At 58.6% G+C, this 7004-nt stretch carries 7 protein-coding genes and 2 pseudogenes; 2 read left to right on the top strand and 7 right to left on the bottom strand.

Annotated elements, in window-relative coordinates; translation table 11 throughout:
• Positions 1-131 precede the first annotated feature (131 nt).
• From EOA85_RS22875 to groL, 5 genes and pseudogenes are all read right to left on the bottom strand, one after another.
• Positions 132-285: pseudogene (locus EOA85_RS22875) on the bottom strand (phosphoribosyltransferase); the annotation flags it as partial.
• A gap of 3 nt (positions 286-288) precedes the next feature.
• Positions 289-717, bottom strand: a complete 429-nt coding sequence (locus EOA85_RS22870; protein ID WP_127211268.1) for a DUF2267 domain-containing protein — start codon at positions 715-717, stop codon at positions 289-291.
• Positions 718-1125: 408 nt separating this feature from the next.
• On the bottom strand, positions 1126-1914 hold the full coding sequence (locus EOA85_RS22865) for a universal stress protein (RefSeq protein ID WP_245485961.1): 789 nt from the start codon (positions 1912-1914) through the stop codon (positions 1126-1128).
• Between the two features lie 124 nt (positions 1915-2038).
• The gene (locus tag EOA85_RS22860; protein WP_127211267.1) at positions 2039-2365 is read right to left on the bottom strand and encodes an XRE family transcriptional regulator; all 327 of its coding nucleotides are present in this window, start codon (positions 2363-2365) and stop codon (positions 2039-2041) included.
• Positions 2366-2387: 22 nt separating this feature from the next.
• Positions 2388-4010 carry a chaperonin GroEL gene (gene groL / locus EOA85_RS22855; protein ID WP_127211266.1) on the bottom strand — a complete coding sequence of 541 codons (1623 nt, stop codon included), beginning with the start codon at positions 4008-4010 and terminating at the stop codon, positions 2388-2390.
• Between the two features lie 104 nt (positions 4011-4114).
• Between groL and EOA85_RS40145 the strand changes: the two are divergent.
• Positions 4115-4663, top strand: a pseudogene (locus EOA85_RS40145) (hydrolase).
• A gap of 61 nt (positions 4664-4724) precedes the next feature.
• On the top strand, positions 4725-5003 hold the full coding sequence (locus EOA85_RS22845) for a hypothetical protein (protein ID WP_127211265.1): 279 nt from the start codon (positions 4725-4727) through the stop codon (positions 5001-5003).
• A 1081-nt stretch (positions 5004-6084) separates the two neighbouring features.
• Here the strand turns inward: EOA85_RS22845 and EOA85_RS22835 are convergent.
• Together EOA85_RS22835 and EOA85_RS22830 are read right to left on the bottom strand one after the other, a co-directional pair.
• Positions 6085-6777 carry a CBS domain-containing protein gene (locus EOA85_RS22835; protein ID WP_127211263.1) on the bottom strand — a complete coding sequence of 231 codons (693 nt, stop codon included), beginning with the start codon at positions 6775-6777 and terminating at the stop codon, positions 6085-6087.
• On the bottom strand, positions 6764-7004 hold a 241-nt coding region (locus EOA85_RS22830; protein WP_164759815.1), incomplete at its 5' end, for a putative PEP-binding protein. The genes EOA85_RS22830 and EOA85_RS22835, both read right to left, overlap by 14 nt.

Raw genomic sequence — 7004 nt, 5'->3', positions numbered from 1 at the left:
GATCAGCATCGGTGCGATCTCCTATTTTTTTCGGCTACCCGTGTCGTTGTTTCTCTGACCATGCCTGAGGCGCGCTTCTGATTTCGGTGCTGGCCGGCTTTTCGCGACTGGACAGCCCCGTCCATCGCAGCGATGATCAGGTCGAGCGGAGCCTTCAGGGCTTTGGCCACTTCGGCGGCGACAGGAACGCCGCCCCGCGGCAAGGCGAGAACGACGGGCTGGTGTAGCGGAGTTTCTCCAACTCGATGCCAAGTTCCCCCCGGCCTCCTGACGATCGCGAAACATCGGTCAACCCGCAGGCCAAAGATGACGGAGCGACTTCTTCATCGAGTTTCGGACCTGGACGATTTCGCCGTGCGATATGTGGCGGTCAAGGAGTTTGAAGACCGCTTTGATCGCCTTGACGATATCGACGTCAAGCTCGTACCCGTAGCTGTTTCTGACGCAAATGAGGAAATCGATCTTTTTTCGTTCCCACATGGGTTCGTCCGACGGCTTCCAGCCTTCGAAATATATACCTCTGATGAGCGTTGGCAGCTGAGCCGAAAGGTCGGCCATTTCCTCCGGCGACAACCAGTCCCGCAATGTGTGCAGAACGGATTTCAGGAACCGGTATGCGTTCTGTTCGCTCCAGTCCAAATCCTGGGCGAGTTCGTTCACCCATTGCTGCGCCTGCTCGGCAGCGTGGGTGAAGCCCGTAACGGAAGTGTGGGTCATGCCGATCGCTCCTTCAAATCTATCTCGCCATTCTGGCGAACGGGGAGATCTTCGCATTGAGCCGGATCAATTTATCTGGCGGCGCCGCGACGGCGGTTGCCGTCAATCATTCGATCGCGGCAGTCTCCGAGTCATGACAACGCGCTTTTTTGGATATCGGCGATCTGGTTGGCTATGGGCCTGACCCCGTCTATGCGGTCGATTGACTGCCGATCTGACAGGTCAAAGGTGCGCTCTGCACTGCATCATGGGCAACCACGACGAAGCAGTAGCGCCCGCAGCGGGATGATCGCTCCCAATCTGCGAACTGACCGAGCAAGTAGCTGAACGGCAGGTGTCGCGCACTTGCGATGGCCCCAGCAAGAATTGGGATACGGCGAAGGCCGAGGGTTCGCCACGAAACCGCGGTCAGTTCGAAAGCAATCGGTTGATCGACCCTTGCTTCAGCAATGAACGGGTCATGCCGCCAAACGCCCATTCCCGGATGCGGCTGTGACCGTAGCCGCCTGCGACCACAAGGTCGGCTCCCATTTTACGTGAGATATCCATGACGATCTGGCCGCCATCACCAGAGCCAATTCCAAGAACGTCGGATCGTGCCTTGACACCATGCCTCATCAGGAAGCGCACAACGTCGCCAGTGCTTTCGCGTGCGCTCCTTTGATCCTGTTCTTCGATCGTCGCCACCAGCACTTCCTGTGCGTCGGTCAAGAAGGGCATGGCGTCTGCGACTGCGCGGCGGGCCTCGCGCGTGTCTTTCCAAGCGATGACGATCTTCCGGGCGGCTGGCGGTGTCAGATTGTCCTCCGCGAGCAGCACAGGGCGCCCGGCGGACAGGATCAACGTTCCGATATCCACCACTCGGTGATGGTCGTCGGCGGCGCCTGGGGCCGGCGCTCCGGTCACGATGAGGTCTGCAGCGCGCGCATGCACAGCGAGAAGGCGTGTCGGATCACCGATCTCTTCGCGCCAGGACGCATCATCCCCGGCAACGCTGCGGAACTCCTCTCTCAACACTTTCAGCCGTTCCTCGATTTCCTGCCTGCGCTGACGCATCATTTCGGCGGCCGCAATGCCGCCGTCGTCGCTGGGAATAAATACATACGCGTCGGCTGCGGCAAAACCGATCAGTGTGGCTTCGAACCGCCGCGCCAATTCCTGAGCGTAGATCGTTCGCGGAGGCCGGAGAATCGACATCAAGTTGAACCATAATGGTATTGAAGATCATTTTCGTGCTCCTCTAAGACCTTGTTGCAGGATCACCATGAAGCCCGGTCTTTCGCCTTGATGCGTATCAAAGCCCGCACACATCGGCAGTCCGTCAGGTCACATCGTCATCGCCGGCCGCGCCGCCTTCGGCCTCCCAATCCGAAATCCGCCGTGATTGGTCCGCATCGAAGCGGAGCCGAACGCCAGCACCTCCCACAGCATCTTCGGGAATAAATTCCGCGCCAAGTTCTTCCAAAGCGCGTCGCACGGCGAGCATATCGGCGTTGGACAAATTCCGGCCGGTCCTTTCGAAAGACAGAATAGCTTCTGGCGAAACCCCGGACGTCGCAGCCAACAGAGGGCGGTCGACATGGGTGAGAATGCGCGCAGCGCGGCACTGCTGCGGCGAAATCATCATCGTAGTGGCTATATCCATCATAAGAAGGGGCGCCTCGCTTCGCCTACATCGACATTTCCGGTTCCAGAGCGCGTTCCTTCGTCGGTTCTGGAATTTCTGTCATGGTCGCTTCGGTCAAGAGCAGAACGCTCGCGACCGAGACGGCGTTCTCAAGCCCGATGCGCACCACCTTGGTCGGGTCGATGATGCCGGCCTCGACCAGATCGACATATTCCTTGCGTCCGGCATCGAAGCCGAAATTGCCTGCGCCTTCAATCATCTTGGCAGTGACAACGCCGCCGTCGACAGCCGAATTCTCGGCGATCTGGCGAACCGGCGCTTCGAGTGCGCGCTTAAGGATCTGAACACCCGTCCGTTCGTCGCCTTCGCAATGCTGCTCCTCGTCAGCCACCGTCGCGATGCAGCGCAGCAGGGCAAGGCCCCCACCCGGCACGATGCCTTCCGCGACCGCGGCTTTGGTGGCGCTGATGGCATCGTCGAGCGCTTCCTTCTTCGACTTCATCTCGGCCTCGGTCGGAGCACCAACTTTTATGACCGCGACGCCACCTGCAAGCTTGGCCAGCCGCTCCTGCAGCTTTTCACGATCGTAGTCGCTGGTCGTGTTGTCGATCTCGCGCCGTATCTGTTCCACCCGACTTTTAATCGCCTTGGCATCGCCGCCGCCGCCGATGATCGTCGTATTGTCCTTGTCCACGACGACGCGCTTCGCACGTCCCAACTGTGCCATCGTGACATTTTCGAGCTTGAGACCGAGATCCTCGGAAATGACCTGTCCGCCCGTCAGGACAGCGATGTCCTGCAGCATGGCCTTGCGACGGTCCCCAAAGCCGGGCGCCTTGACGGCGCAATTCTTGAACGTGCCTCGGATCTGGTTGACGATGAGCGTCGCCAGTGCCTCTCCTTCGACTTCCTCGGCGATCGCCAGCAATGGCGAACCGGACTTCGCCACGGCTTCAAGCAGCTTGATGAGGTCGTTGAGCGAAGCGATCTTCTTTTCGACGATAAGCACAACCGCTTCTTCCAGGACCGCCTCCATCTTCTCGGCATCGGTGACGAAATAGGGAGAGAGGAATCCGCGATCGAACTGCATACCCTCGACGACCTCCAGAACCGTTTCCGTGGTCTTGGACTCTTCGACCGTGATGACGCCTTCGTCGCCGACCTTTTCCATTGCCTCGCCGACCAGTTCTCCGATGAGCGGGTCATTGTGCGCGGAGATCGTCGCCACCTGCTCCTTCTCGCGGCGGGTCGAGACCTGTCGCGATACCTGCTTCAGCGTCTCGATCGCCCGTTTGGCTGCGCGGTCGAGGCCCCGCTTGATGTCAATCGCACTGGCGCCGGCGACGACATTGCGCACGCCATCGGCGAACATCGCGTGGGCCAGAATGGTTGAAGTGCTGGTGCCGTCGCCGACCATGTCGCCGGTCTTTTCGGCTGCCTGCCTGAGCATCCGCGCGCCGAGATTCTCCTCGGGATCCTTCAGGTCGAATTCCTTGGCGATCGTCACCCCGTCGTTGCAGACGATCGGTGAGCCCCATTTCCTTTCGATCAGGACCGACTTCGAACGCGGCCCGAGCGTTACGCGCACGGCGTCGGCAAGCTGGGTCGCGCCCCGTAGGATCTTTTCGCGCGCCGCTGAACGAAACAACACTTGCTTGTGAGCCATGATCGTCTCCGAAGAGGTTGCCGTCGGCTACAGCTAGCAGGCGTCCATTCAGCCGGCTTTGATACGCATCAATCACGATCCTGCGGGCATCTTGACGAGGATCAATGATGGCCGGGGTTCATTACCTGTCAGATGGCTGTCGATCCAATTGGGGAACAACCATGCAGACGAATGAAACGCCTCGATACGACGCCAGCGTGAACACGACCGGCTGCTGCCCCAAGTTCAATCCCGAGGGCTGGGACGGTCAGGAACTGCACTTCACGGACAAGCGATTTGTCAAAGCGGCAACCCGCAGCGTCATGCATGTCCCGATGAACATGGGCAGCGTGTTCGCGCGCGTTAACAAGCACATCGAAGACGCCGGCGCTTCCGATACTGATCAGTTCATCGTGCTCAGTCAGGATATCTCGAGCATCTGTTCTCGGTTTCGAAAGAGGTCCCCGGCGAGGAGATGGCTGCGCTGAGCGGCAACTTCGTGACGAAAGTGTTCGAGGGGCCGTACAGTCAGGCCAGAGTATGGCACGAGGAGATGCGGCAGATTGCGCGCGATCGGAAGTCCGAGCCAAGCAACGTGTATTTCTTCTACACGACATGTCCGAAATGCGCCAAAGCCTACGGAAAGAACTACGTCGTCGGGGTCGCGGCGATAAGCTGAATCACGACAGATGGAGCTCGCTCTCGGTCGCGTCATCTGCGACTGCAGGGAGAAGCATGATGAACGGTGTCACTCGGCGAACGGTGGCAAGCGTGACCGATTGCTCATCCATCCACGGAGGCGCGCTTGATTTCGAGCTTCCGGATGACGTCCCGAAGCTCGTGTGCCGGCAGCTTGGTGAAGGTGAAGTCCTTGGCTATTTCTGCGGCTGTGACCTTGCGAAGGCTTTCCGAGAAGCCTTCGCAAGGTCAGTCGAAATCTCCGGCCAGATGACGGCTGTGCAGCATATCGGCCAACATTGCAGCAAATCTTCCTCGCGCACCGGATCGGCATGATACTCCCTCGCCGATCGGCGGGGTTCCTTTTTTAAGCGAAGCTGCGATACGGCTTATCAGCCATAATCTCACGCTATGGCCGCCGCTCCGAATGGAACACCAGCTCTTCATGTTCGTCAGGCGTCGTGATCAAAAACCGCCGGCGATTGGAGGCGGCGAAAAATTCTTGAATCCAAGGCGTGGTTCATCGCAAGTCTCATCAAATTCGCCGAACGGCTCAGTCCGGTGGCAGTTAGGCTCCGTCATATATGGATGACCAGAAACGCCGATTAGTTTGCTGGTTTGCGAGCAGCCAGTCATCGCGAGGGCTGCGGATGCAGTCATTATTACACTGAAACACCTAAGTACTATACTAGATCTTACCATCTCCTCGACCTTTATCGTTAAGTTGGCATTTACAACTAGCATCTCGCTAGAATGTGTACAGACTAGACTTCCTTGGTCTGTTTACAAAATCAGTCATAACTCATTTCTGACGCGAACTTTAATTAAATATTAACGATGAATTACTGACATTCATTGAGCGAGATCAAAAATCTATAGCGGAGGATGAAAAGGTTCGATCGAACGTCGCGTGATCCGTCGCAACTGCCGAAACGCAACGTCTCGGGGAGGCACTGGCGGGTCGCTGCGGTCGACCACGTCGATGAGATCCGTTTCTCCGAAGTTGGATTAATCGGGCCAACCCCGCCGGCTCGTCAAATTGAAGTGTCGAGATGCTGCAGCTCGGCCCGCTGCCGACGAGTGCGATACCCGCATCCCAACCTGCTACGCCAGGCGCGCGCCTCCGCCGCCGGATTCGCCGGCATTCTGTTGGCAGTGATTGGAGCGCGCGACAGTGCGCGGTTCGAAAATGCCTAAGTGACGGCGAATGCATCCGGACAAGTCGACGCAAAAAGCATCGAGCTCGAACAGATCTTGATCGCCGGCGCCGCAGTCTACGGCGGCTTTGTCGACCTACTGGTCGACGATAGCATCCACCTGAAAGCGCGACTCACTGTTCCAGGGCCAGAAATCTGTGCGGATCAACGTACTTACGAGTACCTGCGATGGCTCGCGTGGCGACGCTCCCAAGGGACGCTCATGTGTAGCCTGCAGACAAGGTGACGACGCGGAGATTGTCCACTACGCGAACGGTGCCCGGCGTATTTTCCGCCGCGACACGCACTGCTTCACGCACGTTTTCATCCGTGACCGTTCCGTTCAGATTGACGATACCGTCACGAACGACGATGTCGATCGTTGCGCCAGGCGTCCAAGCCTTGCTTTCGATTTCGTCCATAATGCTCTTGCGGATTGCCAGGTCGCTGACGACCGATGAAGGGATTTCACTTGTGTGTCGCGACAGCGCCAATAACAGGTTGGGGCGGCTCACGATGCCGATCACTTTGCCGTCGCTGACGACAGGCAACCGCTTGATGCCGCGCTCTTCCATCAGGTCGACGATCTCGCTGACGGGCGTATCCGGTCCAACGCTCGCGACCTCTCGGCTCATGACGTGTTCGACCTTCCGCCCGTGCTCGTGTGCATATTCCTGTGCCAGCTGTCCCGTACTCAGCCAGATTTCGAGCCATCGTGGGCGGTGACGCTCGGTTCCGATCTCCTCGCGGCGCAACAGGTCGCGCTCGGTAACGATGCCGAGCAGCTTGCCTTGTGCGTTAACGACCGGCAGGCCGCTGATGCGGTGCTCGAGCATGACACGCGCCGCATGCTCGATGGTGGTATCGGGGCGTACCGTCGTCGCCCCCATGGTCATGATGTCACTGGCTTTCATGGTTCTTCTCCCACCGTTTTTTTCCTGCCGCTTCCGCCATGGCGACCTTGCGCTTCACCGCGATGAAGCTGTCGGGACTGACCGAGATCGAGTCGATACCGCACTCGACGAGGAATGTCGCGAATTCGGGATGATCGCTCGGCGCTTGCCCACAGAGGCCAATCTTTGCACCAGACTTGCGGGCTGCATTGATGACGTTTGAGATCATCCATTTGACCGCAGCGTTC

Origin of the sequence: Mesorhizobium sp. M5C.F.Ca.IN.020.29.1.1 (genome assembly GCF_003997375.1) — a bacterium.
Taxonomy (GTDB): domain Bacteria; phylum Pseudomonadota; class Alphaproteobacteria; order Rhizobiales; family Rhizobiaceae; genus Mesorhizobium; species Mesorhizobium wenxiniae.
This window is presented reverse-complemented; position numbering and strand designations above follow the sequence as displayed.

Excerpts from the sequence above, each read along its gene's own strand:
- EOA85_RS22865 (WP_245485961.1), bottom strand. The coding sequence starts at position 1,914 with ATGTCGATTCTCCGGCCTCCGCGAACGATCTACGCTCAGGAATTGGCG.
- EOA85_RS22845 (WP_127211265.1), top strand. The coding sequence starts at position 4,725 with ATGATGAACGGTGTCACTCGGCGAACGGTGGCAAGCGTGACCGATTGC.
- groL (WP_127211266.1), bottom strand. The coding sequence starts at position 4,010 with ATGGCTCACAAGCAAGTGTTGTTTCGTTCAGCGGCGCGCGAAAAGATC.
- EOA85_RS22835 (WP_127211263.1), bottom strand. The coding sequence starts at position 6,777 with ATGAAAGCCAGTGACATCATGACCATGGGGGCGACGACGGTACGCCCC.
- EOA85_RS22860 (WP_127211267.1), bottom strand. The coding sequence starts at position 2,365 with ATGATGGATATAGCCACTACGATGATGATTTCGCCGCAGCAGTGCCGC.
- EOA85_RS22870 (WP_127211268.1), bottom strand. The coding sequence starts at position 717 with ATGACCCACACTTCCGTTACGGGCTTCACCCACGCTGCCGAGCAGGCG.